The following is a 24,385-nucleotide window of genomic DNA, read 5'->3' on the forward strand; positions in this document are numbered from 1 at the left end:
CTGGCCGCGCGCGGTCCTATTTTTTGGAAACCCGTCCCGATGACGACCCGCACCGGATACCTGCATCTCGGCGCATTCCTGTACCCGACCGGCCATCACATCGCCGCGTGGCGCCATCCCGGTTCGCAGGCCGACGCAGGCGTCGATTTTCGCCACTACGTACGGCTTGCCCAGGCGGCCGAGGCCGCGAAATTCGATCTCGTGTTTCTTGCCGACGGCGTGGGCACGCGCGGAGACGACGTCGAGTTCCTGAGTCGCACCGCGCACAGCTACATCGCACAATTCGAGCCGCTGACGCTGCTGTCGGCGCTCGCGGCCGTCACCGGGCGGATCGGCCTCGTCGGCACCGCGTCGACGAGTTTCAACGAGCCGTTCCACATCGCGCGCAAGTTCGCATCGCTCGACCACATCAGCGGCGGTCGAGCGGGCTGGAACCTCGTCACGTCGTCGAGTGAGCACGAGGCGCGCAATTTCAATCGCGACGCGCATTTCGATCACGCCGAACGCTATGCGCGTGCGGAGGAGTTCGCGGATGTCGTGCGTGGCCTCTGGGATAGCTGGGACGACGATGCGTTCGTGCGCGATCGCGCATCGGGCCGCTTCTTCGATCCGAACAAGCGCCACGTGCTCGACCATCGCGGCCGCTTCTTCCAGGTGCGCGGGCCCTTGAATGTCGCGCGGCCGCCGCAGGGACATCCGGTCGTCGTGCAGGCCGGTTCGTCGCCGGCGGGTACGCGGCTGGCCGCGCGCACGGCCGAGGTGATCTTCACCGCGCAGCAGACGCTCGACGACGCGGTCGCGTTTTATGCGGACGTGAAGGGCCAGCTCGCGGCGTTCGGCCGCGATCCCGATACGCTGAAGATCATGCCTGGCGTGTTTCCGGTGGTGGGCCGTACCGAAAGCGAAGCGAGGGAGAAATTCGACGCGTTGCAGTCGTTGATCGACCCGACGGTCGGGCTCGCGCTCGTATCGGGCCTCACCGGTGGATTCGACCTGTCCGCGTATCCGCTCGACGGTCCGATTCCGCCGCTGCCGGAGACGAACGCCAGCAAGAGCCGGCAGGCACTGACGATCGAGCTCGCGCGCCGCGAAAACCTGACGATCCGCGAACTCTATTTGCGTGTCGCAGGCGCGCGCGGCCACTGGCAGCTCGTCGGCACGCCGGAACAGATCGTCGACCAGCTCGAAGAGCGCTTCGTGCGTTCCGGCGCGGACGGCTACAACGTGATGGCGCCGACGTTGCCCGGCGGCCTCGACGATTTCATCGCGCTGGTGCTGCCCGAGTTGCGCCGCCGCGGGCTGTTTCGCAACGACTATGCGGGCCATACGCTGCGCGAGCATCTGGGGCTGCGGCGGCCCGTACGCCACGACACCACCGCCCGTACCGAAACGGCCGCTTGACGTCAGCGCCGCAAACCTGCGGCGTGCAGTAGCGGCAGCACGCGCTCACCAAAGAAGTCGAGATCGGGCTTGAAGTCGTAGAAGCTCAGCTGGATGCCGTCGATGCCCGCGCGATGCAGCCGCACGATCGTATCGGCGACTTCCTCGGGCGAGCCCGTGATCGAGATATTGCCGCCGATCGCGCGCGCGGCCGCCTGGGAGCGCTGGTCGAAGCCGCCGCGCCACGCATGCGCATCGCTGTCGAAGCGATGAAAGCTGCCTTCATCCGCGTGCGCGACGATTGCATCGCGGTACGCGCGCGCTTCGGCTGCCGTTTCGCGGCAGATCACGAGCGGGTTGAGCAGCGTGCGGATCGTCCGGCCGCGCGCTGCAGCAGCGGCCTTCACGCGTGCGGTATGCGCGGGCAGGGCGTCGAGCGCGCGTTCGGCATCCGGGCCGGCCGGGCTCGTGACGAATACGATGTCCGAATAGCGTGCCGCGAAGTCGATGCCCGCATCGGAGCCCGTCGCGTTGATCAGCAGCGGGCGACCGTAGCGCGGCTTCGGCGTCACGAATGCGCCGCCCAGCCGCCAGCTCGACAGCGCCGGCGTATAGCTGAAATTGTCCGGTTGCGCCCACAACTGCTGGACCGCATCGAGAAATTCGGCGGCCATTTCGTAGCGCCGGTCGTGTTCGATCCGGTTCCAGCCGAACATCTCGTGCTCGATTGCGCGGTGGCCGGTCACGACGTTGATGCCCCAGCGCCCGCGCGAGATGTGATCGAGCGTCGCGGTGAACTTCGCGAAATGCAGCGGATGCCATGGCCCATAGAGCACGTGGCTCGTCGCGACGAGGATGATCCGTTCGGTACGCGCGGTCAGCGCGGCCAGCGTCATGAACGAGTCGAGCGCTTGGCCGTCGAACACGCCGCCGTAACCGCCTTTCGGCAGCCACTGCGACAGCGCGAACACGAGATCGAAGCCGAGGGCCTCCGCGCGCGCGACCAGGTCGGCGTTGTAGTCGAAGGTCCAGTCGGTCGTGCGCGGCAGCGTCGACGCGCTCCAGCCGCCGGCCTGGATCGGCAGGAACAGCCCGAGCATCAGCGGCTGCGCGAGGACGCGCGACACCGGGCTGTCGGGGAAATCCGCCGGTGAGCGAACGTCGACGAACGGCGACGGCGCGACCGGAGCGGCGACGGAAGTGTCGCTCATGAAGGCTTCCTTGCGGGTTGGACAGGGTCCGGACGACAACGCGACGCACGTGCGGTGGCGAATCGCCCGGGTGTCATGCACGATGTGCCTGCGCGTGGTTCGAGCCGCGTCATAGCGTGCCGGGCCTCGGATCGGACACGAACCCGTCGCGGTTCGGCATCCGCACGCGCGGCAGCGTGCGCGCGTCGAACCGTGCATCGCCGGGCACGATGCCATTCAGATGGAGGACATACGCGGTGACCGCATAGACTTCGTCCGCGCTCAGCGATTGCGGCGCGTTGTACGGCATCGCGCGGCGGATGTAGTCGAACAGCGTCGTCGCGTACGGCCAGTAGCTGCCGACCGTCTTTTTCGGCTTGGCGCTCGTGAGCGAGCCCAGTCCGCCGACGAGCGGATCGCCGACGCTGCCTTCGCCGCCGGCGCCGTGGCACATCGCGCATTTGTCCGCGAACACGTGAGCGCCGCGCGCGACCGTGCCCGAGCCGGGCGGCAGGCCGCTGCCGTCGGGCGCGACGTCGATGTCCCACGCCGCGAGCGCCGCACGGTCGACCGGCTGGCCTAGACCGTAGCCCGCGCCGAATGCGCTCGGGACGCCCAGGGATGCGACGAGCAGGCAGGCAAGCGGTTTACGCATTGCGCACCTCGCCGTCCGCGCCGACGCGCCAGTTCTGGATGCCGTTGTAGTGGTACTGCGAGTTGACGCCGCGGGCGACGACGAGCGCCTCGCGGGTTGGCTGCACATAGCCGGTGTCGTCGGTGGCGCGGCTTTGCAGGTCGGCCGGCTCGCCGCTCCAGATCCAGTCGGCTTCGAAGCGCGTCAGCGCGCGATCGCGCACGTCTCCAGCGAGTCGCGCGGGCCGCCATGTGCGGCCGCCGTCGGTCGAGACGTCGACCGCGCGAATCCGGCCGCGTCCCGACCACGCGTAGCCGCCGATCGGGTAATAGCCGTGCGCGGCGAGCCGATGGCCGGCCGACGGCCGTGTGATGACCGACTTCGCATCCATCTCGAACACGAACTGGCGCGCGCAGCCGTCAGGCAGCAGGTTCGTGTATTTCGACGTTTCCTCGCGCGTCATCTCCGGCGCGCGCACCAGCTTCAGCCGCCGCAGCCACTTGATGTTCGTGTTGCCTTCGAAACCCGGCACGATCAGCCGTACCGGATAACCGTTCTCGGGGCGCAGCCGTTCGCCATTCTGCGCATAGACGACGAGCGCGCGCTCGAGGATCCGGTCAAGCGGCAGGCTGCGCGTCATTGCCGCACCGTCGGCGCCTTCGGCGAGCAGCCAGCGCGCGTCCGGATCGATGCCGGTTTCGTCGAGCAGCGTCGACAGCCGGACGCCCGTCCATTCGCAGCACGACAGCAGCCCATGCGTGAACTGAACGGGCAGCCCGCTCGGGCCGTTCCATTCGCTGCCGGTGTTGCCCGAGCATTCGAGGAAGTGGATCCGCGACTCGGACGGAAAGCGCAGCAGGTCGTCGATCGTGAACACGCGCGGCTCGCGCACGAGGCCGTGCACGACGATGCGATGACGCTGCGCATCGATCTCCGGCACGCCCGCATGATGACGCTCGTAGACGAGGCCGTTCGGCGTGATGTCGCCGAACAGGTCGGCGAGCGGCGTCATCGACGAGCCGGAGCCGGGCAATGCCGGCGTGCGGGCGCTGCGGCGGATCACGTCGCGTTCGTGCGGCCCCGGCACGCCGTAGGGTGGCGACAGTAGCGGCGCACCCGGTCCGCGTGTCCATGGCGGCACGTCGAGCGGAGAGAGCGGGGCGAGCGGCTGGCTCGCCAGCGCGCCGCGGGCAGGCAGCATCGCTGCCGCCCATCCGCCGGCGAGTTGGCGCAGTGCCGCGCGCCGGCTGCTGCGCGGTGGATGGGGCGGGAAACGGGAGTCGGTCATGGTCGAATGCGTATCGTGCGCCGGGGCAGCACGCGGGGAATCGCCCATTCTCGACAACCGGGCTTGGCGCGACAAACAACGATTCCCGCTTTGCTTATCGCACCACGCTGCACCGCGCCCGATGCGCGCGCCGTCAGAACTTCACGCGCAGCCCAGTGACTAACGCGACCTGGCGGTTCGTCGACGACGCGCTGCCGATGTTCGAGATCGCCGCGATCTTGCGATAGCCGCCCGCCGTTGCCGTGCTCGCGTCGCCGGCCGCGAGCTGGTAGATGCCGGACAGGTAGATATCGGTGCGTTTCGACAGCGCGTAGTCGAACCCGAGCGTGAACTGGTGCCAGCGCGGTTTCAGCGTCTGGCCGCTGGTGCCCGGCAGGCCGCTCGCGCGCCCGTCGGTGAACGTGTAGACACCGATCAGCGTGGCGGCCGGCGTGATCTGGTAACGCGCGTTCACGTCGTAGTTGTTGAACTTGCGCGACGAGCCGTCGAGATAGTCGAGCTGCGTGTGGCTCCACGCGAAGCCCAGCGTCGCACGGCCGAGCGCGTAGTTCGCGCCGGCCACGCCGATCTGTTGCTTGAGCACGCCGCCGTTCAGCCCGTAGAAGAATCCGCCGCTGTAATCGTTGCCGGTGGTGGAGGTCGCACCGCCCACCGCGCCGCTCGTATTCGACGTCGAATTCGGATGATTGATGCGGACATAGCCGGCGCCCACCGACAACGGTCCGTTCACGTAGTTCGCCGACGCGCCCCACGCGTTGTTGTTCGAGAATCCGGTGCCCGCGCCACCGTTGGCCTGGTTGCTGAACGCATAGAGCAGGTCGGCCGTGAAGCCGGCGATCGTGTCGCTGCGGAACTTCACCGCGTTGTTCAGCCGGAAGCTCTGGTTCAAGTTGTCGTTGTCGCCCACGTGCGTGGCCGGCGACCAGAAGCCGGACCCCGAGTACTGCGCAACGAGGTCGGTGATCGGCTCGTACTGGCGGCCGAAGGTCAGCGTGCCGAGCCCCTTGCTGGCGAGTCCCACGTATGCGGAGCGGCCGAACAGGCGGCCGCCCTGGCCGAGCCCGCCGTCGCTCGGCCGGAATCCGCTTTCGAGCGTGAAGACCGCCTGCAGGCCGCCGCCGAGATCTTCCACGCCTTTCAGGCCCCAGCGGCTGCCGCTCAGCTTGCCGCTCGTCTGCTGGATGTTGCTCGCGCCACCCTGATTGTTCGTATAAGCGAAACCGGCATCGACGACGCCGTACAACGTGACTGAACTCTGCGCATGCGCGCTGACCGAACCGATCGAAACCAAACCCAGGACTACCGATTTTTTGATCATGACTATCCTCTGTTTTTATGGGTACATCTGTGAGGATCACGATCCTATTGACGACGGCGGTGCCGGCGAACGGTCGATCCGTGGTTTGCAAATCGCCGCGCGGCCGATTTGCAATGTGTGTTGCCGCAAACCCGGCATGTGCGCCGTGATCGCGTCCGGTACCCATGCTGCGACGAACGCATCGCGCGAACGGCGAACGTCGAGCCCCGGATACACGTGGGCGCCGTCATATCGATCGATGAAATCGTTCGATGTGCGCAATACCTGCGGCCCGGCGCGCGATGTTTTTACGCAACGCCCGCTGTGCGGCGCTCGCCCGATGCGCTACGTGCGGCCGCATATCGATTCCGCAAAACGTTGGTAGGGCCGTGCGACGCATGACGGTAGAGTCGGGCATCCGGCCTCGGGCCGGCATGCTCCGGGAGCAGAAGGGCGCCCCAGCCCATTCATCCCGGCTGGACAACGAACACGGGAGCCGTCTGTCATGAGTCGCGATGTGCTGTTTCTGCTGGAACCGGGCTTTGCCGATCCGAAGCATCCGGGCCAGCGCTTCGTCTGCCCGCATGGACTGTCGATCGAGGGGCTGCTGGCGAGCGCGCCCGATCACGCGGGTCGAATCGACGTGAAGCGCGTCGGCTTCGAGCGGCCGCGGCACGCAGTGATCGACGCGCTCGACGAAGCACACCAGGGGCTGCCGGTCCTCGTGCTCGGCCGCGACCAGCCGGCGCCGGACGACGCACAGACGCTCGGCGACGTGCGCTTCGTCACCGACGCGCGCCGCATCCTCGAACTGCTGGCCGAGCGCCACGGATTTCCGGTGCTGCATTGACGCGGCGTTTTTCACTTTCCGTTTGATCGACCGACAGGAGTATCCGATGTCGTCAATTTCGGCGGCACGTCGCCGTTTGCTGCTTGCCGGTGCCGCGGCGGCGGCGGCGCCATGGGCCGCGAAGGCCGCCTCCGCCACGCCCGCGATCAACACCGATCTCGCCGGCACCACGTTGCGCGTCGCAACCTACAAGGGCGGCTGGCGCGCGCTGTTGCAGGCGGCGGGGCTGGCCGACACACCGTACCGGATCGACTGGCGCGAGCTGAACAACGGCGTGCTGCACATCGAGGCGCTCAACGCGGATGCGCTCGACATCGGTTCGGGTAGCGAAATTCCGGCCGTGTTCGCCGCGCGACAGAAGGCCAACGTGCGGCTCATCACCCGTGTGCGCGAAGACCTGAACAACCAGGTCACGCTCGCGCGCAAGGACACGCCGATCCGCGGCATCGCGGACCTGAAGGGCAAGCGTGTCGGGTACGTGCGTGCGACGACGTCGCACTACTTCCTGTATCGCCAGCTCAAGGAGGCCGGCCTGAGCTTCGACGATATCCAGCCGATCAACCTGTCACCGACCGATGGCTTGTCCGCCTACGATCGCGGCGACATCGACGCATGGGCGATTTACGGCTACAACGGCCAGCTCGCGCGCAATCGCTACGGTGCGCGCGTGCTGAAGACGGGGAAGGGCTATCTGTCGGGCAACTTCCCGGTCTATGCGAACCCGCGCACGCTCGACGATGCGCGCCGTCGCGCGGCGACGGGCGATCTGCTGCTGCGGTTCCGGCGCGCGTATGCGTGGGCGAACGGGCATTTCCGCGACTATGCGCTCGTGCAGAACAGCGAGACGCGCGTGCCGGTTGCCGATCTCGTCGCGATGTTCGATCAGCGCAGCGAAGACTACGCGCTGCTGCCGGTGACGCCCGACGTGGTGGCGCAGCATCAGCAGGTCGCGGATGTGTTCGCGCGGATCGGTGTGCTGGATGGGCCGGCCAATGTGGCGCCGCTGTGGGATACGTCGTTCAACGCGCTGGTCGCGGCGACGTGATCGAGGGCCATGAGAAGGCGCCCAATCATTCGCACGTTGGCGGGCATTCAAGCTATTTAACAAACGTCCCGGGTAGGAGCACATTTTTGATGGCGCCAACCGTCGCGGCCCGAGGAAGCAGGATCAACCGTGCCGAGCCGCATGTCACATTTTGACAGTTCTTGACAGCTCGAGATCAGTGCAGCGCTATGATCTAACTCTTTATTGGATGGGCATCCTGGAGAACCCCCCATGAGTTTGGCGCGCTCACTCAGCATCGGTATCACAATTGGCCTTCACCACGCGGCAGAGAGTCTCTGGGTCAACGGCATCAAGCAGAACGCCTTGTATCTGATGAAGCTCTTTCAACATTCGCCTCTTGGGCATCAGGTAACCCTCGTCAACACCACGAACGTCAAGATCACGTCGGAACTTCCGTGGGATACCACGCAGTATCCGATACGCTCGTTCGACGATACGAAAGACTCGCTCGATGTCCTGATCGAACTCGGGGGACAAATTGACCAGCAGCAAACCGCGTATCTGCAGGCACGCGGTACAAAAGTCGTGAGCTATTGCTGCGGTCCGGAATACGTGCACATGATGCAGGCCATGATTTTCGGCAGACGGCATGCGGAAACGGTATTCATCAACCAACGTTATGATCAAGTGTGGATCATCCCGCAAGTTGTCGATACCAGCGCGAGCTACTTCAGCGTATTACGGCGCCAGCCGGTTCGTGAAGTCCCGTTCGTTTGGGACCCGATGTGCATCGAAGAGCGTTCGGCAGCGCTCCCGCATCGCGGGGAATATCGTCCAAGCGGCCAACCGAAGCGCCTCTCCATCATGGAGCCGAATATCGACGTTACGAAGTTTTGCCTCTATCCGCTCTTGATCGCAGAACTGGGCTATCGAAGATTTGGTGAAAAGATATCTTATGTGCACGCGACGAACACGGAGCATCTTGCAAAAAACAGCCCCGAATTTATTGGCATCGCGCACCACCTGGACCTTGTGCGAGATTCAAAGGTAAGCTTTGTCGGTTATTACAGCACCCCTCAGTTTCTTTCAGAATACACCGATATCGTAATATCCCATCAATCAGGGCTCGCGCTGAACTACTTCTATTTCGATGTTTGCTGGAACGGGTATGCATTGATTCATAACGCATTTCTCTGTCGCGAGCTTGGTTATTTTTATAATAAACAGGATGTGGAGGAGGGTGCTCTGCAACTCGGGCAGGCAATGGATACGCACGATGAAAAATGGGTCGACTACAAGAATCGGCAGCGCGAATTTATCGGTGGATTTTTGTCGACAAATTCGAGGCAGATCGAATCGTATGACCGACTGCTGATCGGTCTTTTTGATTAGATTCACGATATTTCATTGTGAGGTCGAATAAGTCGTTGACTGAGGCGAGTGAGATTTTATTCGGAATGTACACATCGCTGCTGTCTTGAGATCGGCATTGACCGAGAGCCGGTAGCAACAAGTGGAGTGAGGTTGGTCGTACCCGTTGAATGCGCTATTTGATGCTCAACGCTTATCTCGGGCAGCACGCTCGCTGGCGATGTGCCTAATTGACATCGACTACCATACCGTGTCCTGGCCGGACAACGCCTCCGCCATTTCCGATATCAGTCTGCGCCAGTCCACCCATGTCGCTTACCGATACAACTGCATGGGCCTGTACCACGGCGCGTCGCGATGGCTGTCGGACCAACGCTCATCGCGTGCAGCCGACAGCAATACCCATACGGGCCGCCCAAGTGCTCCAGCGAGATGGCCGGTCCTGTATCCATGGCAATCAGCGAATATCATTAATTTGACATAATATGTATGATCACATTTTTCCGTTGTAGCAGCCATATCCTAATGTCGTGTCTGGGGGTGCGGCGGAATTCTTGGACTGGTTTATGTCGTCCAGCCCGAGGCTCTCCCGGTATTCAATCGGACTGAGTGCGCCAAGCGAGATCTTGATCCGTTTCTCGTTGTACCAACGAATGTACGAGTCAACGACCTCAATGAACTGGTCGGTGCTGACGGTCTGCCAGTCCCGAGAGTAAAACAGTTCCGTTTTCAGCCGTCCAGAAGCCTTCGCACGCTGCGTTGTCGGGCAAGCAGCCCTTGCCAGCCTCATGCCGCCCCGCTACGCATACGCCAATTCCCACTTGGCGCCGATTTCGGCAACCCGCGTCATACCCAACTTGCGCACAATCAGCATCGCGATCTCCAGCGACTGCTCATAGTTCAACCTCGGATCGACCGTCGACTTGTAAGCGCGGGCCAAATCGGCCTCAGTCAGATTGCGCGCGCCGCCCAGGCATTCGGTCACGTCCTCCCCGGTCAGCTCCAGATGCACGCCGCCCAGATGCGTGCCGCAGGCGGCATGAATGTCGAAGGCCGCCTCGAGCTCGGCGTGGATGTTCTCGAAGCGCCGTGTCTTCACGCCGCCCGGGGTCGTTTCGCCGTTGCCGTGCATCGGATCGCAGCACCACAAGACACGCCGGCCCTCGGCCTTGACGGCATGCAGATGCTTCGGCAACTCCGCTTCGATCTTCGCCGCGCCCATGCGCGTGATGAGCGTCAACCGGCCGGCCTCGTTCGTGGCGTCCAGCGCGTCGATCGTGCGCAGCAACTGGTCGGTGCTCACCCCGGGCCCGACTTTCAGGCCGATCGGATTGCGGATACCGGAGCAGTATTCGATATGCGCGCCGTCCAGCTGCGCGGTGCGCATGCCGATCCACGGAAAATGCGTCGACAGGTTGAACCAGCCCCAATGCCGCGGCACTTGCCGTGCCATCGCCTCTTCGTAGTTCAACAGCAGAACCTCATGCGACGTATAGAAATCGACTCTCGCATCGCTGCCGGCGGGCTCGCCCGCGAGCGCCTCCATGAAGCGCAGCGATTCGCCGATCGAGTGCGTCATCTTGCGATACTCGTCATAAAGCGGCGAATGCGAGGCCCAAGCGAGATCCCAATGTTCGGAGTGGCGCAGATCGGCAAAACCGGCATCGCTCAGCGCGCGCACGAAATTCATCGTCAGCGCCGATTTGGAATGCGCCTCGAGCAGGCGCTTCGGGTCGGGCTCGCGCGCGTCTTTCGTAAAAGCGCTGGCGTTGACGATGTCGCCGCGGTAGCAAGGCAGCGTCACACCGTCGCGCGTTTCGGTATCCGCCGAGCGCGGCTTCGCGTACTGGCCGGCAAAGCGGCCGACCCGAACCACCGGCAGCATCAAGCCATACACGAGCACCAGGCTCATCTGCATCAGCACTTTGAGCCGATTGGCGATGATCGGCGCCGTGCAATCGTCGAAGCTTTCCGCGCAGTCGCCGCCCTGCAGCAAGAAGCATCGTCCCGCCGCAGCGTCCGCGAGCTTGCGTTTGAGCGTCAGCACTTCCCATGCGGTGACGAGCGGCGGCAGTGCCTGCAGCTGCGTCAGGGCGCGATCGAGCGCCGCCGCATCGCGATAAACCGGTTGCTGCAGCGCCGGCTTCGTCTTCCAGGAAGCGGGCGTCCAATTCGCGGCAACGCGCGCCGAAGAAAGATTGCATTCCACAGTTCCACTCCCATAATGAAATGCTGCCGATCGAGCGGGTGTCGTCGCCTGGCATGCAAGCGACGCCCACGCTCCGCACCGCTACAGCTTGACGAGCACCGTGCCCAGATAACGTCCGCTGGACGTGTCGGACAACGCGCTCGGCGCGTCATCGAGGCCGTCGATCACCGTATGCGGGAACGCGATCTCTCCGGCGCGCAGCCACTGCGCGAAACGCTCGAACCATTCGCCCTTCGCCTCCGGATTGTCGTCGGCGCTGTAGCCCCGCATCGTGATCCTCTTGAGGAGAAATTGAACGGTATCGATTTCGGCGGGCGCGGTTCGACCCGTTCCCGTCGCGGCAAGCTGGCCCGACAGCGCGCCGAGGATCAGGAAGCGCGCCCCTTCGCGGGCGGCCGTGACGGCCGCCTGTAATTGCTCGCCGCCGACCGAATCGATCAGGACGTCGATGCCGCCCTGCGCCGCTTCGAGCAACTGCTCTGCGAACGGCGTGCTGTCGCCACGCATGACGGCGGCGTCATATCCGAGCTCGGAAATGAGGCGTCGTGCCTTGTCACGCGAACTCGTGCTGCCGATCACGCGCCCCGCTCCCAGCCGCCGCGCGATCTGTCCGGCCATCGCGCCGATCGCACCGGCCGCGCTCGTGACGAACACCGTGTCGCCCGGACGGATCGGCACGCCGCGCGTCAGCGCCGCGTAGGCGGTCCAGCCGTGCCCCAGGTAGCCGAGATAGCCGGCGGGCTCCGGCAGCGCCTCGCCGACGCGCTGGCAGCCCCATGTGGGCACCACCGCGTAGTCTCGCCAGCCGTGGAAGTGCGTGACGATGTCGCCGGACGACAAACCGCTGCCGGCGGGCGCGCTCACCACCTCGCCTAGCGCTTCGCCCATCAGCGCGTCACCCGCCGACAAACACGGAAACGGCACACCGGGCACGTCTTCCGCGCCTTCGCTGATCATCGCGCGCAAGGAAGCCGAGACCAGGAAATAGCGATTGCGCACCAGCACGTCGCCCGAGCCGGCCGCCGGCGCGGCGGCGGTGACGATTTCGAAATCGTCCGGTGTCGGCAGGCCTTTCAGCTTCGCCTTCAAGCGCACCTCGCGCCGCATGGGAATCGACCGATTCATGATCCGCTCCCGCCGGGCGCCGTGCGCGTCGATGAGGCGAACCAGCCCGCCGGGATGCGCGCGACGCTGCGGCCGTAGGCTATCGTCGGGTCGTCCGAGGCATGCACGGTCGCTGTCCAGCCGTATCGGCCGAGCCAGTCGCGCACATCGTCGCGGGACGAGAGCCAACGAGCGCCCTGCGATTCGACGCGCGCCCGGGCTTCCCTGCCCTCGTCGCTCATCATGCGCGCGGCGAGATGCTCGAGCATGAGCGCGCTGCCCGGCGCCGACAGGTCGCCCACCTGACGGATCAGCGCGTCGCAGTCCGTGTCGCGCAGATACATCAGCAGCCCTTCGATGAGCCAGATCGTGGGCTTGGCGGGATCGAAGCCGGCCGCGCGCAACGGGCTCGCCCAATCCGAGGTCAGATCGGCGACGAGCGGCCGCCAATCGCACTGCAGCGGCAACCCGGACTGCTTCATGAGTTCGCGCTTGAAGGCGATGATGTCGTCGAGATCGAGCTCGAACCAGCGCGTGCCGGACGGACACGCCAGGCGCGCCACGCGGCCGTCCATGCCGGCGGCCAGCGTGACGACCTGCCGTATTCCGCGGCTCAGGTTCGCGAGAATGGCATCGTCGAAGTAGCGTGTGCGGACGACGAAATATTGCGGAAAGTTCGCGCGCCGCGCGACTTCGCTGACGTGCTCATGCGTCGGCGTGCCGGCCAAGTGCTCGATCAGCGCTGCGGCGAACGGATCGTGAAACAAGGCATCCGGGCGCTGGCCTTCGGCATGACGTTGCCAGGCGATGAACAGTGCGGTTTGGCCGACGCCAACCGGAATATCGAAAGTAGACACAGGCAAGTTCCTTATCCGCAAGAGAATCAAGGTTGGAGTTGGGTGGTTTTCCAATCGTCGCCATCGCGTTCGTACCTGAGGCGCCGGTGAAGCCGGTCGGAGCTGGCGGCCCAGAATTCCATCTCGTGAGGCTCGAGCCGATAGCCGACGAAGCGCGGCGGCCGCGGCAACGCGACGCCGAGCGCGAGCAACTCGGCGGCGTGCGCGAGCAGCGCTTCGCGGTCGACGAGCTCGTCGCTCTGGTGCGAGGCGCTCGACATCGCGTGCATCGGCACCGAGCGTCCGAACCAGAGCTTGTCGTTCTCGCTTTCCTCGAGCGGTACCGCCTGGCCGGAAATCATGATCTGCTGCCCGGTTTCGCGCCAATACAGCAAGCCCGAGGCCCAGCCCGTCTCCATGAGTTCGCGTCCTTTGCGGCTCGTCGAATGCGTGCAGAAGATCACGCCACGGTCGTCGATCGAGGAGAACGCGATGATGCGAGAAGAGATGCGTCCGTCGGACGTGGCGGTCGCGAGCGCGAGCGCCTTGGGCTCGCGGACGCCCGCTTCATCGGCCGTCGCGAGCCAGCGCTTGAGCAGCGTGATCGGCTCGGACGGCGGGTCGTCATATTCGGGGAACAGGACATCGACACGTCCGGTGAGGCTTTCGAATCGACTGGTGTTCATAGCAATGTTTTCGTGATGGCAAAAGACGGGGGCGACGCTAGACGCCCAGGCGGCCGCGCGCGACGACGACACCGTGACCGCTGACCTCGACCGCCTCGATGCCGTGCTCCGAGCCGTTCACCCGCGCATGCATGTGCGAGGGGCGCTTGATCTCGACGCCTTGGAGAAGATGCAGCGGCTCGCCCCACGAAATCAGTCCGTGGCGGGCAAGATGAATGGCGATGGGACCGGCGGCGGAGCCCGTCGCCGCATCCTCCACGACGCCGTAGGCCGGCGAGAACATCCGGCAGCGCCAGTGGTCGCCCGCCGGGGCCAGGCACATGGCCGACATATCCTCGAACTCGGCCAACGCGCGATGGTCCGGCTGCACGTCGGAAAGCGCGGAGGCGTCGGGCACCGTGACGAACACGTGGCGCGGGCCGTTTCGATAGGCCTCCACGGGCAACACGGACGCTTCGACGCCGAGCGCTTCGAGCAGACGCTCGGCCCGATCAAAGCGCGTCCACGTCGGGATCGGCTGCTGCATGGTGACGTAAGCCTCGCCGGGCGCATCGGATCGCACGTCGAACGGCACGAGCCCCATGCCCGTCTCGAACACGAAGCGATCCTGCGCCTTGACGTGCCTGAGTGCCACGGCCGTGCCCAGCAGCGGATGGCCCGCGAACGGCAGCTCGTTGACCGGCGTAAAGATGCGCACGTGCACGTCGCCGCCCTGCTTCGGCGGCATCACGAACACCACTTCCGACAGATTCATTTCGCGGGCGATCCGCTGCATGCGCTCCGCCGGCAGCGGATCGTCGACCAGGAAGACGGCAACCGGATTGCCTTCGAGCGGTGTGCGCGTGAAGGCGTCAACGACGATGTAGTCGATTGGATGCGACGCATGGATCGGCGCCGCCGCGTGTGTATTCGCGTGCGATGCTGCCGGCTCGAGCGCGCGCATGCGCGCCGCGATCTCACCGCTCGCGGCGCTTGCCTCCACCGAGAAGCGCAAGCGCTCGGCAACCGGCAAGCCGATCAGCGTCTGCGCGTCGTTCGGTGGCAGTAGATGCGCGGGCGGACGCTCGCCGTCCCAGAGCATGATCGCGCCCCAGCGATTCTGGTCGTCGTCGGCGATCCAATGTTTCTCGCGCAAGCCCGGCACGTTCGACCAGCGCGCGAGAGTGCTGTCGTCCACACGCGCCTTCAGCGATTCGATGCTCTGCTCGGAACCGTCGAGGTTCCACCAAACGATGTCGACAATCATGAAAACGCGTGTCCTATAGGGTTCGATAAAAAGCGCAAAGAGTCGTCAGGCCGTCAACGCTGTCATGCGTTTTTCGCGGCGTATCGCGTGTGTGATGGCTTCACCGAGAATGCGCGGCCCGTCGACGGTCAGGACCGATTCGGCGTGGAATTGCATCGAGCTGAACGTTGGACCGCGCAAAGCATGCACTTCGCCCGTGCGCGGATCGCGGCTGATGGCCAGCGTGCCGACGCCGTCGATTTCCATTTCGTCCTGGACGGTCCGTGCGACATACGTGTTGTAAAAGCCCACGCGCTCACGCTGGCCGAACAGATCGATCTCGACCTGGATGCCCTGATTGGGCACCTCGCGCCGCACGAGCGGAATGCCGAGGATGGCGTTCAGGATCTGATGGCTCAGGCAGACGGCCATGAACGGCTTGCCCTCGTCGAGGAGTTGCCGCAGCCACGCGTAGAGGCGAGCGATGCGTGGATCACCGGCGTCGCTCGGGTCTCCCGGGCCCGGCCCCATGACGACGACGTCGTAACGCGCAAGGTCCACTGCGTCATGAACGCCGCACACTTCGGTGACGAGGCCGAGCGACGACAGTTGCTGGGCGATCATCGCCGTGAAGTGATCTTCGGCGTCGATGATGAGCGCGCGGCAGCCGCTCAACTCAGCCAACTCATCGGCCGTCTCGCCTTGTCGCTCGCCATAGGGCCGAAACCAGAAGTCCGCGATGCCTTCGTTGCGCTCGCGCAGCGCCGCGTGCACCGATGGATGCTGTCCGAGCGCCGGGCCGGCTTCCGGCGGATCGAATGCGTTCGATAGCGCGGCCACCTTGGCATGCGTCTCCATGACTTCCGATACCGCGTCCGAATGCCGGACGAGCGTCGAACCGACGCCGATGCGAACGTGGCCGGCGCGGTCGATCTCCGCGGTGCGGATCAGGATGGCGGAGTCGAGCGTGCGCCCGCCGCACGCATCGCGGCCGATCAGCGCGGCAATGCCGCTGTAGTAGCCGCGGCCGGTCCGCTCGTGCCGCGCGATCACGCGGGTCGCGCTTTCGATCGGACTGCCGGTGACCGTCGGCGCAAACATCGTCTCGCGCAGCAAGTCGCGGACATCGGCCTCGGTGTGCCCGACGATGAAATATTCGGTGTGGGCGAGCCGCGCCATCTCGCGCAAGTGCGGCCCCGTGACCTGGCCGCCGGTCGGGCAGATGCGCGCCATCATCTTGAGCTCTTCGTCGAGCACCATGTACAGCTCGTCGGATTCCTTGCGGTCGCCGAGAAAGGCGTTGATCCCATCGATCGTCGGCCCGCTTTGCGGATATCGATAAGTTCCGCTGATCGGGTTCATCGTCGCGCGGCCTTCATGCAGCGTCAGGTGGCGCTCCGGCGTGGCGCCGACGAACGTGCGCTCCCCGGTATGAATCACGAAGATCCAATACGCGCCGACTTCCCGGCGCATCAGACGCTTGAAGACTGCCAGCGCCTTGGCGGGCGAATAGTCGTCGAGATCGCCCTCGAGCGTGCGCTTGATGACGAAGTTCGAGCCCGCGCCGGTACCGATCTCGTCGGTGATGACGCGCTCGACGATCTCGGCGTAGGCCTCGTCGTCGATATCGAAGTGACGCTCGCCGAGCGCGGTATCGGCATCGGGAATGGCGGCGAGCGCGAGCTGCGCGGACACCGTTTCGTGCTCGTCGCAGGTGATCGCGACGAGCGGAGCGCCGTCGTCGTGTGCTCTGAAGCCGCGCTCGTGCAACTGCCGGTATGGCACGAGCACAAGCAGCTCCTGACGGTCCGCGCCCGCCACCGTCGGTGCGGCCAACGGAAGCTCGGCCAGGGAGGACGGATAGGAAACCGCGCCGGCGAAGACATCGATCGTCGCGCGCTCCCCAGCGCTACCCGTCGAACGCGCGATCAACGCGAAGCACGGTGCTTGTCCGTGGAGGATGCGATCGAAAAGGTTGCGGTTCGGAGCGGCGTTCATGCCAGCGCCTCCTCGGTGCTCACCACCTTGCCGCAACGCTGGGCCACGTATTCCAGGGCCTGGTGATGATGGTCTTCGGAAAAATCCGCCACGCCATCGGCGACGAAGAACGGTTGAATGTCGTTCGTGAACGCATCGACGGCCGACATCATGACGCCGATGTGCGCGTAGACGCCACACAGCATCAGCTGATCGCGACCGCTCTCCCGCATGCGCTCGCGCAGGTCGGTGCGGAAAAATGCGCTGTAGCGCCACTTCGTGAGCATCCAGTCGTCCGGGGAAGGGCCGACGGCCTCGGCGACGTCCCGATCGGCCGGCGTCGTCTCCATGCCAGGCCCCCAAAAATCGCGCAGCAAACCGCGTTCCGTTTCGGTCATGCGCCCGGGATGGGCCGTGTACGCGACGGGAATACCGGCCTGCTTGCACCGTTTGCGCAGCGACGCGACATTGGTCGTCAACGTCTCGCGCAGCGTCGGCGGCAACGGCGAAAGGAAATAGTTCTGCATGTCATGAATGAGCAGCAACGCGCGCGACGGATCGACACGCCATGACACGACGTTCTCGGGCAGGCTGCTCGAATCGGGCAGCGCGTACGGTTGAATCGACGGGATACCAGCCATTCGTCTCCTCCATTGGGTATGCGTTAGCTCGGTAGACCATCCCGGCGCACTTCGGGAACCTCGATACCCAACGCACGGAATTGCTCGCAAGGGTTCATGAATTCGCGCTGCTCCTTGATCAATCCGTTTTCGAAGCGGAACGAGTGAAGGAAGTGATTGCGGTAATGGCCTTGGGGGTAGCCGGGGAAAATAATCGTGCCTTCGCCGCGGCACTCGACCCAGAACCAGTTCGGGTCTTGCGTCTCGAAGATCTGGATGTCGGTCCAGACCCAATCGGGGAAGCATTGCAGCGACCACACGGCGTGCTCGCCGAGCTTCTCGCGGCCGCGAATCGCGATCGGCTGGCCGCTGTCGGTCGTCCACAGACCGCCGACGCCATCTTCCGTGAACAGCAGGTGGCGCTTGAGCCTCGCTTCGCCACGCGTGTGCATGTACTGCTCGACGATCTTGCGGTTGTGCTGCCGGGCCGCGACGTGCGCGTGATTTTCCGGCTTGTTTTCGAGGGATTCGACGTCTGACATGCAAGCTCCTGTCGTCAAAGAGGGCCGCCCCGCCGGGAACCGGGAGGCCGCGTGGGATTACACGAGGTAGCTGATTTCGCGCGGATCGAGGCCGACGAGCGCGCGGCCGTAGACAAGTTGCGGAATGCCCATCCCGAAGCCCGCGTGGCGGCTCGCCACGTTCAGATCGCGCCAGATCAACTGCAGGGGATTGGATTCCATGAAGGCGGCGCTGCCGTAGGCCGTCATGAGGCGATCGATGGCCTCGCGGCACAGGCGCGTGACGCGCGTCGATTCCATCCGAAAGCGCGAACGCGTCACTTCGTCGGGCAGGACGCCGGCCGTTGCGTGGTGCTCGACCGTTTCGACGATGCGGCGGGCGTGCAGCTGCGCGCCGTCGATCATCATCGAAGCTTCGGCGAGATCGGTCTGGAACGCCGGCGAAACAGCCTGGCTCTTGAACGTGGACGAGGCGACGCGGCGCTCGTGGGCCTGATCGCGCACGAGCTCCAGCGCGGTGACGATCGCCCCGAGTTGCGGTCCGAGCAGACCGATCGACAGCAAGCCCGAGAACGCGCCGCTATATAAACGGTGGCGTTCCGACGGCAGGCGCGACCGGCCCTGCACGATCGGCGCGTAAGGCGTCACGCGATGGCGCGGAATGAACAGCCGGTTCGCCACGACCGTGTTGCTGCCGGTGCCGCGCATGCCCGTGATATGCCAGGTGTCGCGGACTTCGAGCTCGCTCATCGGCATGAGGACCAAGTTGATCGTCTCGTCGTCGGCATCGACGCCTTTCGGGATCAGCGCGCCGATCCATTCGGCGTGCAGGCTGCCCGATGCATAACCCCACTCTCCCGTCACCACGACACCGCCGTCGACGCGTTCGACCTGGGCGCGCGAAGGCGCAATGATGAGCGCGGTGCGCGTGTCGCGGTTGCCGCCCCACACGTCGTCCTGCGTACTCTCGGGGAAGTGAGCGATCATGTAATTGCCCATGTTGAGCACGCTCGTGACCCACGACGCCGAGCAGCAGCCGCGCCCCAGCTCGTAGCAGACGTCGAACAGCGTGGCGGGACGCGCTTCGTAGCCGCCGAGCCGGCGCGGCGTGAAGAGCCGCATCAGCCCCGCCTCGGTCAGCGCGGCGACGGCACGCTCGGTCAGGCGGCGCCCGGTATCGGCAGCGTGCGATTCTTCCGCGAGCACGCGGGCGACTTCTGCCGCCTTCGCGATCAATTGCTCATGCTCGACCACCGATTCATCGAGCCCAATGGCGTCATGTCCGGCCGAATTCCCTTCCTGCAACGTGCGTTCATTTGTCATTTCACGAGTCATGCACTGCGAGGTCTGTATCGTGCTCACGGCGTCTCCAGAATGGACTTACAATCTTTTTTGTTGAAAAATTTAAAACAATAAGGGTTGCGAAAAATTCAACGATCAATTAATCAGGAAACCGAAGCAAGCAAGCGCCACCGCCTTTAGTGGGCGCATCCGGAATTCGGAAAATATTGGCGCGACAACAGCCATGAGATCCGCACCCAGCTGTGCCTTATCACTCAAAAAGGCATTTTTATTTCAATTCCCTTATAGGTTTCTTGCGTTTTTCATTTAAAGCGGCCGGGCATGCCAGTCCTTCGCGAGACAAGCTGTCTCGTCGAGTTCCTGTTCAAAGCCTGAGTGATGGAGCCTCTGGGCGCCTCTTTACACAATGGAGCGCCGCACGAGTTATTCAGCTTCGCCAGCACTTCCTACTCTTGATGCTATTCAGCGGGCGCCGAACAATATCCGGCAAATCGAGACAAGCCTTCGGCGCAAACCGGGGTCATCAGGTTTCCCACCCCATTTAATGGCATAAATATAAATCCCACCCCATTATGCCGCGCATCCCCCATCCATATATGACGGTTAAGCGTAGGATAATTCCGAGAAATTACCACCTGTTAAATTTGACGGGTGATACTCCGCCAAGCTGAATGAGACCGTGAGGAAAATAAATTTGGCGATCATTTTAAAAATCTAATGATGCCCGATATCGGGTCCGAGCGAAGACCGTTCGTGGCTCTAAGCGGTCGGGTGTGATGAACTGCGGATAACTTCGAACACCAACAGCATCAATAAGTGCAAGAGACGAGAGCTGAGTTGCGTTGGTTAAAACAGTGAGTTCATCGGCCTGTCCGAACTGAATGATTGAATATTGGATCGTCTTGTCGAGCGGGCTGGCGTTGATTCTGAACTTTAATAAATGGATCGCACAATTGCTGGGCTTTCGACAATCGGATTGTCGGCGGAAGCCGGGGTGAAACGATCGATTGGATCGTGCAGGATTATCATCAAGCGATTCGTTTCTAATGACCGGAATGAAGAAATTTACGGGTTGTGTGGTCAATGAGGCAGCGAATAATCGGGTATGCATTTAAATAAATGTGTCGCACAAGTACATCTTGAATTGGTTTCGCGCTGATCTACTCTCACCCTTGCGCCTGTGGAATTCAGTTTAAATTTCCAATTCTGGAAATTGAACTTCAGGCGCGCAAAAAGCACTTCCGAAGTGTGTCGATGACCTTTCCCCTTCAATTGATGATCGGAGCGGCATGATTTTGTTCTTTATTCTCATGCCTGAATCATCGATTCCGTGATTGAACGGGTGCAGGCGATGGCGAGTCGATTTCGCGATTGGGGGCATCGCGTGGCGGAGGCGATTGCCGGCAGCAGCATACCAATAGCGGCAGGCGCGCAGTGGAGCTACAGCGAGGCGGGACGCAGCTTTACCGGCACCTCCACGTCGGACTCGCCGCTCATCCTCGGCGTGACGATCGAGCAATTGCCGGCGCGGAGCAAGCCTGTCCTCGCGCTCGCCGACGATGAGCCCGGTGCCGAAGCACTCGGCGATGCGTACCGCTTTGAAGCGGGTGCGGGGGATCTGCTCGCGCAAGGCGTTACCGAGGCGCAGGCGCTGGCGCTCGGTGCGCAGAGCTGGATTCCCCGGCGTTCGCTCGAGCAGGCGGCGGTCGTGACACGCCACGCGCATGACGTGCGCGTCGTCGCGTTGCATGGCGATCCGGTGCTGGTCGACGGCATCGCGTCGATCGATTTCAACGGGACGCAGTTGACGCAGTTGCGGGCCGGGGTCTTTGCGGTCAACAAGCCGATTCCGAAAGTCGGAGCGGCTTATCAGGTAAGCGGTACGTACGACGAAGGCAACCTGCCGTTCTCGTTCGGGCTCACCTGCACCCACGCCGGCCGGCCGATATCCACATTCGCGCGGTAAGCGCGCGGCGCCCGGGCGGCGGTGCATGCCCGGGCGCCTTGCCTGCGCTAATGATCGTTCACACCCACGCAGTGTCCGATCTTGCAGCAAAAATCATCGACACGCCGTACGTCCATTTGCGGCACTGCAACGCCTCGCACGTCACGCTCGTACACGGCGCGCCGCAAGCGGTCGCCGGATCGGCTATCCGCACAACATCGCTGCTGGCATTCGATTTGATTTCCGGCGATTCGAGCCGGTCACGCGCCATTTCCTGCCAGTCGCCACGCGCCCGAGACTGAGCGCGCCAAGCGAGCTCTTGACCGACTCAAGGTGGTCCAGGCCGTGGTGGACACGGGTTTGAAGCCTGGACGTCCGGAGAAATCGCCCCTGCCGGACTGCCTCGAGCAACCGCGGCCGCCGCACAACGTGGCCGACTCCCGGTGAAGCGTCGCGCAGCGTTAAAATAGCGCCCCTTCTCACAGGAGACGAAAATGTCCTGGTTCGTTTACGAAGTGCCCGAATACCACGAAGACGCTGCGCGCATCGAGCCCTTCAGTGACCTGCGCAGCCGTGTGCTGCAAATCAGTGGCGTGGCCATGGCCGACGAACTGGAAAGCGTTCGCGAGAACGCCGCGGCGACGGCCGACAGCCCCGAGCGCCCGCTGCGTACGCCGGAAAATCCGCATGTCTTTCCGATTCCTTACGCCGACTCCATGATCCTGGTCGGGTTCATCTTCGATCTGAAACGCGAATTCCGGCAACTGGTCGTGTCACCCGTGGAAATGCCCTGGCTGAAAGACGCATGAATGAATGGTGAGCAGGCCTGGTTGGTCCACCGCCGATCACTACGGATCGCTTAGCCGCTTGCCCGTGTTTTCCGACTTGCCTTTGCAGGACTGCGACGGCTTCACGCACGCTATCGGCCATTGTCCGAATGTTTGCAGCCGTCACCTTCGCGCGCGTTTGGCGCATGCCTATCCGCCGGATCGACATCGCGCACTGACGCTCCACAGTGCGACCCGTAACGGCATCAGGTGCGGTCGTCGAATGCTCCGTGACATGCCATTCGGCGTCTCTGCGTGCGTACGGCTCGAACATCACACCCACCTCGTCGTTGCCAAGGCGAATGATGGTCAAACGTCATATTATGATATTTAAGGATGGCTGAATGAAGGGCCCGGGCGACGAAGCGGCCATTCGTCGCTCGCGCTTGCCGGAACCTGTCGCGGGGCGTATGGTTAATTTCTCTATCGCCCTGTTCCGGGAGATATCAAAATGGCTGCCATGCAATCCGCGGCCACGCCCCTCTCCGACGAGGAAGCCCGGCTCCAGTTACGCCGCGCCGTCATCGCCAGCACGATTGGCACCACGATCGAATGGTATGACTTCTTCCTCTACAGCACGGTCACCGGCCTGGTCTTCGCAAAGCTGTACTTCCCCCAATCCCACCCACTCGTCGGTACGCTACAGGCGTTCCTGATCTATGCCGTCGGCTTTGTCGCACGTCCGGTCGGCGCAGCGATCTTCGGCCATTACGGCGACCGCATCGGACGCAAGGCCACACTGATCGTGACCCTGTTGCTGATGGGGCTCGCCACGTTCGCCGTGGCTTTCGTTCCGACCTACGCCGCGATCGGCATCTGGGGCGCCGTCATCCTCACGGTATTGCGTTTCATCCAGGGCGTCGGCGTGGGCGGCGAATGGGGCGGCTCGGTCCTGATGTCGATGGAGTGGGCGCGCACCAATGCCCATCGCGGTTTCGTCGCGTCGTGGCCGCAGTTCGGCGTGCCGGCGGGCCTGTTTCTCGCCAACCTTGCCGTGCTGGCCATGAGCTGGTTTTCCGGCAGCGCCTTCCTGACATGGGGCTGGCGCGTGCCGTTTATCCTCAGCGTCGTGCTGGTCGCGATCGGGCTCTATATTCGCCTGAATATTCTCGAGACGCCGATCTTCGCGAAACTGCTGGCCGAGCGTCGGATCGAGAAGACGCCCATGCTCGAAGTGCTGCGCAAGCAGCCGAGGGATATCGTGCTGTCGGCGTTTGCGCGGATGGCCGAACAGGCGCCCTTCTACATCTATACGGCGTTCGTGTTCACTTACGGGATCACGGCGCTGGGCGTCACGCGCGAACTGCTGCTGGCGGCGGTACTGGCCGCATCCGTGGTCGAGTTCTTCACCATTCCGTTGTTCGGGCACGTGTCGGATCTGATCGGACGGCGGCGGATGTACATGATCGGTGCGGCTGTCGTCGGCGTGTTCGGATTCGTCTACTTCGCGATGGTCGATAGCCGCAATCCGGTGTGGATCTTCGCGGCGATCGTGTTGTCGCTGGTCCCGCATTCGATGATGTACGGACCACAGGCTGCACTGATTGCCGAATCGTTCACAGGGCGGTTGCGGTATAGCGGCGCGTCGATGGGTTATCAGCTCGCTTCGGTCATTGCCGGTGGCCCGGCACCGTTGATCGCGACCGCGCTGTTTGCCTACTACCACTCGGGGTATGCGATCGCGGCGTACGTGCTGGTGTGTGCGGTGCTGAGCGTGGTCGCCGCGTCGAAGCTCGGGGACTATACGAACAAGGATATTTCGCGGGAATACGACGATGCACGGGGATTGGGGGATCACGGGCACGCGCCGCCGCTAACTTGACGAATGGGCCCGATCAGGCCGGCGATGACGCCCGCAACCGCGATCGCAAGGCGTCACGGACGCGAGACGGACGTTGCTTGCGGGTGCATCGAGCCTGGCTTGGCGGCCGACATGCCGCGTGACGGCGCCGGGCGCCGCGGTACGCCTACCCGCCCCGTCCGGAGCGGGTCTGACGACAGGGCGCGATACGCGAGCCGAGACGTTCGTGATCCGGCGCTCGCCGTCCGGCGAACGCGTTCCATCTCGATCGAAATGGGAAGAGCCGCCGGACTGCGAGATCGGTGCTGTCGCGCAG

22 protein-coding genes and 1 pseudogene are annotated in these 24,385 nt (G+C 63.8%); 9 read left to right on the forward strand and 14 right to left on the reverse strand.

What is annotated here, in order from left to right; all coding sequences use genetic code 11:
- Positions 1 to 39 precede the first annotated feature (39 nt).
- Complete coding sequence (locus tag F3J15_RS14055) at positions 40 to 1,401, forward strand: LLM class flavin-dependent oxidoreductase (RefSeq protein WP_166891737.1); 1,362 nt, start codon at positions 40 to 42, stop codon at positions 1,399 to 1,401.
- A 2-nt stretch (positions 1,402 to 1,403) separates the two neighbouring features.
- On the opposite strand, the gene F3J15_RS14060 is transcribed toward F3J15_RS14055, so the two are convergent.
- The 4 genes from F3J15_RS14060 to F3J15_RS14075 form a co-directional block, all read right to left on the reverse strand.
- The gene (locus F3J15_RS14060; protein ID WP_166891739.1) at positions 1,404 to 2,591 is read right to left on the reverse strand and encodes an LLM class flavin-dependent oxidoreductase; all 1,188 of its coding nucleotides are present in this window, start codon (positions 2,589 to 2,591) and stop codon (positions 1,404 to 1,406) included.
- A 109-nt stretch (positions 2,592 to 2,700) separates the two neighbouring features.
- Complete coding sequence (locus tag F3J15_RS14065; protein ID WP_166891741.1) at positions 2,701 to 3,225, reverse strand: cytochrome c; 525 nt, start codon at positions 3,223 to 3,225, stop codon at positions 2,701 to 2,703.
- Positions 3,218 to 4,492: a sulfite dehydrogenase gene (soxC, locus tag F3J15_RS14070; protein WP_166891743.1), complete on the reverse strand. Its 1,275-nt coding sequence runs from the start codon at positions 4,490 to 4,492 to the stop codon at positions 3,218 to 3,220. The genes F3J15_RS14065 and soxC overlap by 8 nt, the downstream gene beginning before the upstream one ends.
- Positions 4,493 to 4,625: 133 nt before the next feature.
- Positions 4,626 to 5,810 carry a porin gene (locus F3J15_RS14075; protein ID WP_166891745.1) on the reverse strand — a complete coding sequence of 395 codons (1,185 nt, stop codon included), beginning with the start codon at positions 5,808 to 5,810 and terminating at the stop codon, positions 4,626 to 4,628.
- Between F3J15_RS14075 and F3J15_RS14080 the strand changes: the two genes are divergently transcribed.
- The 4 genes from F3J15_RS14080 to F3J15_RS14095 all read left to right on the forward strand — a co-directional run bounded on the left by F3J15_RS14080 (position 5,809) and on the right by F3J15_RS14095 (position 9,037).
- The gene (locus tag F3J15_RS14080; protein WP_166891747.1) at positions 5,809 to 6,174 is read left to right on the forward strand and encodes a hypothetical protein; all 366 of its coding nucleotides are present in this window, start codon (positions 5,809 to 5,811) and stop codon (positions 6,172 to 6,174) included. The two genes, F3J15_RS14075 and F3J15_RS14080, sit on opposite strands and share 2 nt — an antisense overlap.
- Positions 6,175 to 6,294: 120 nt before the next feature.
- Complete coding sequence (locus F3J15_RS14085) at positions 6,295 to 6,639, forward strand: DUF3088 domain-containing protein (protein ID WP_166891749.1); 345 nt, start codon at positions 6,295 to 6,297, stop codon at positions 6,637 to 6,639.
- 46 nt (positions 6,640 to 6,685) lie between these two features.
- Positions 6,686 to 7,684 carry an ABC transporter substrate-binding protein gene (locus F3J15_RS14090; RefSeq protein ID WP_166891753.1) on the forward strand — a complete coding sequence of 333 codons (999 nt, stop codon included), beginning with the start codon at positions 6,686 to 6,688 and terminating at the stop codon, positions 7,682 to 7,684.
- Positions 7,685 to 7,915: 231 nt separating this feature from the next.
- Positions 7,916 to 9,037: a DUF2827 domain-containing protein gene (locus F3J15_RS14095; RefSeq protein ID WP_166891755.1), complete on the forward strand. Its 1,122-nt coding sequence runs from the start codon at positions 7,916 to 7,918 to the stop codon at positions 9,035 to 9,037.
- A 553-nt stretch (positions 9,038 to 9,590) separates the two neighbouring features.
- On the opposite strand, the pseudogene F3J15_RS14100 reads toward F3J15_RS14095, so the two are convergent.
- From F3J15_RS14100 to F3J15_RS14145, 10 genes and pseudogenes are all read right to left on the reverse strand, one after another.
- Positions 9,591 to 9,801: pseudogene (locus tag F3J15_RS14100) on the reverse strand (IS3 family transposase); the annotation flags it as partial.
- A gap of 14 nt (positions 9,802 to 9,815) precedes the next feature.
- Positions 9,816 to 11,225: a 3-deoxy-7-phosphoheptulonate synthase class II gene (locus F3J15_RS14105; protein WP_166891757.1), complete on the reverse strand. Its 1,410-nt coding sequence runs from the start codon at positions 11,223 to 11,225 to the stop codon at positions 9,816 to 9,818.
- 81 nt (positions 11,226 to 11,306) lie between these two features.
- Positions 11,307 to 12,350: an NADP-dependent oxidoreductase gene (locus tag F3J15_RS14110; RefSeq protein ID WP_166891759.1), complete on the reverse strand. Its 1,044-nt coding sequence runs from the start codon at positions 12,348 to 12,350 to the stop codon at positions 11,307 to 11,309.
- Positions 12,347 to 13,186, reverse strand: coding sequence for an SAM-dependent methyltransferase (locus tag F3J15_RS14115; protein ID WP_166891761.1), 840 nt, complete (start codon positions 13,184 to 13,186; stop codon positions 12,347 to 12,349). The genes F3J15_RS14110 and F3J15_RS14115 overlap by 4 nt, the downstream gene beginning before the upstream one ends.
- Positions 13,187 to 13,212: 26 nt before the next feature.
- Positions 13,213 to 13,923 carry a phenazine biosynthesis FMN-dependent oxidase PhzG gene (phzG, locus tag F3J15_RS14120; RefSeq protein WP_235986628.1) on the reverse strand — a complete coding sequence of 237 codons (711 nt, stop codon included), beginning with the start codon at positions 13,921 to 13,923 and terminating at the stop codon, positions 13,213 to 13,215.
- Positions 13,889 to 15,097: a PhzF family phenazine biosynthesis protein gene (locus F3J15_RS14125; RefSeq protein ID WP_166891763.1), complete on the reverse strand. Its 1,209-nt coding sequence runs from the start codon at positions 15,095 to 15,097 to the stop codon at positions 13,889 to 13,891. Before F3J15_RS14125 ends, phzG begins: the two co-directional genes overlap by 35 nt.
- Before the next feature lie 45 nt (positions 15,098 to 15,142).
- Positions 15,143 to 17,074: an anthranilate synthase family protein gene (locus tag F3J15_RS14130; protein ID WP_166891765.1), complete on the reverse strand. Its 1,932-nt coding sequence runs from the start codon at positions 17,072 to 17,074 to the stop codon at positions 15,143 to 15,145.
- Positions 17,071 to 17,628: an isochorismatase family protein gene (locus tag F3J15_RS14135; protein ID WP_269466155.1), complete on the reverse strand. Its 558-nt coding sequence runs from the start codon at positions 17,626 to 17,628 to the stop codon at positions 17,071 to 17,073. Before F3J15_RS14135 ends, F3J15_RS14130 begins: the two co-directional genes overlap by 4 nt.
- Positions 17,629 to 17,717: 89 nt before the next feature.
- The gene (locus tag F3J15_RS14140; protein WP_069249553.1) at positions 17,718 to 18,215 is read right to left on the reverse strand and encodes a PhzA/PhzB family protein; all 498 of its coding nucleotides are present in this window, start codon (positions 18,213 to 18,215) and stop codon (positions 17,718 to 17,720) included.
- A gap of 57 nt (positions 18,216 to 18,272) precedes the next feature.
- Complete coding sequence (locus F3J15_RS14145; protein ID WP_240158890.1) at positions 18,273 to 19,517, reverse strand: acyl-CoA dehydrogenase family protein; 1,245 nt, start codon at positions 19,515 to 19,517, stop codon at positions 18,273 to 18,275.
- 1,363 nt (positions 19,518 to 20,880) lie between these two features.
- On the opposite strand from F3J15_RS14145, the gene F3J15_RS14150 reads away from it, so the two are divergent.
- From F3J15_RS14150 to F3J15_RS14165, 4 genes are all read left to right on the forward strand, one after another.
- Complete coding sequence (locus tag F3J15_RS14150) at positions 20,881 to 21,462, forward strand: hypothetical protein (RefSeq protein WP_166891770.1); 582 nt, start codon at positions 20,881 to 20,883, stop codon at positions 21,460 to 21,462.
- A gap of 50 nt (positions 21,463 to 21,512) precedes the next feature.
- Positions 21,513 to 21,743, forward strand: a complete 231-nt coding sequence (locus F3J15_RS14155; RefSeq protein WP_166891773.1) for a hypothetical protein — start codon at positions 21,513 to 21,515, stop codon at positions 21,741 to 21,743.
- 192 nt (positions 21,744 to 21,935) lie between these two features.
- Complete coding sequence (locus F3J15_RS14160; protein ID WP_069249556.1) at positions 21,936 to 22,250, forward strand: helicase; 315 nt, start codon at positions 21,936 to 21,938, stop codon at positions 22,248 to 22,250.
- A gap of 469 nt (positions 22,251 to 22,719) precedes the next feature.
- The gene (locus tag F3J15_RS14165; protein WP_166891776.1) at positions 22,720 to 24,090 is read left to right on the forward strand and encodes an MFS transporter; all 1,371 of its coding nucleotides are present in this window, start codon (positions 22,720 to 22,722) and stop codon (positions 24,088 to 24,090) included.
- Positions 24,091 to 24,385 lie beyond the last annotated feature (295 nt).

The sequence above is a fragment of the Burkholderia sp. Ap-955 genome (genome assembly GCF_011753045.1).
Classification (GTDB): Bacteria; Pseudomonadota; Gammaproteobacteria; order Burkholderiales; family Burkholderiaceae; genus Burkholderia; species Burkholderia lata_D.